We start from the raw sequence: 264 nt of genomic DNA, 5'->3' as shown, positions 1-264 counted from the left end.
CCAGTCCCACTCAATCGTACGAAAAAGTAGATCTTCTTCCACTATTAAAAACCCGCTCTTCACCTTTGGTGAAGAGCGGGTTTTCGTCATCCGACATAACTCGCAACACGGTTTCTCCCCTGCTGCTTTGCTCCGGTATACATCGCACGGTCCGCATTTCGAATCAGCGTCTGAGTATCTTCACCTTGATCAGGTGCAGTCGCTACTCCAATACTAGCAGTGATGTAGATCACCTGTCGATTCCCATTTTCAAGATCATTGAAG

General features: G+C 47.3%; 1 protein-coding gene. It reads right to left on the bottom strand.

The features are described 5' to 3' along the window. Window positions 1-86: 86 nt before the first annotated feature. Window positions 87-264 (bottom strand): diguanylate cyclase (locus tag JI667_RS21645; RefSeq protein ID WP_206858527.1); only part of this gene is annotated, 178 nt, incomplete at its 5' end.

It is taken from the genome of Bacillus sp. NTK074B (assembly GCF_017303375.1).
In the GTDB taxonomy this organism is placed as follows: domain Bacteria; phylum Bacillota; class Bacilli; order Bacillales; family Bacillaceae_B; genus Rossellomorea.
Note: the sequence above shows the minus strand (reverse complement) of the source record. Positions and strands in the feature narration are given on the sequence as shown.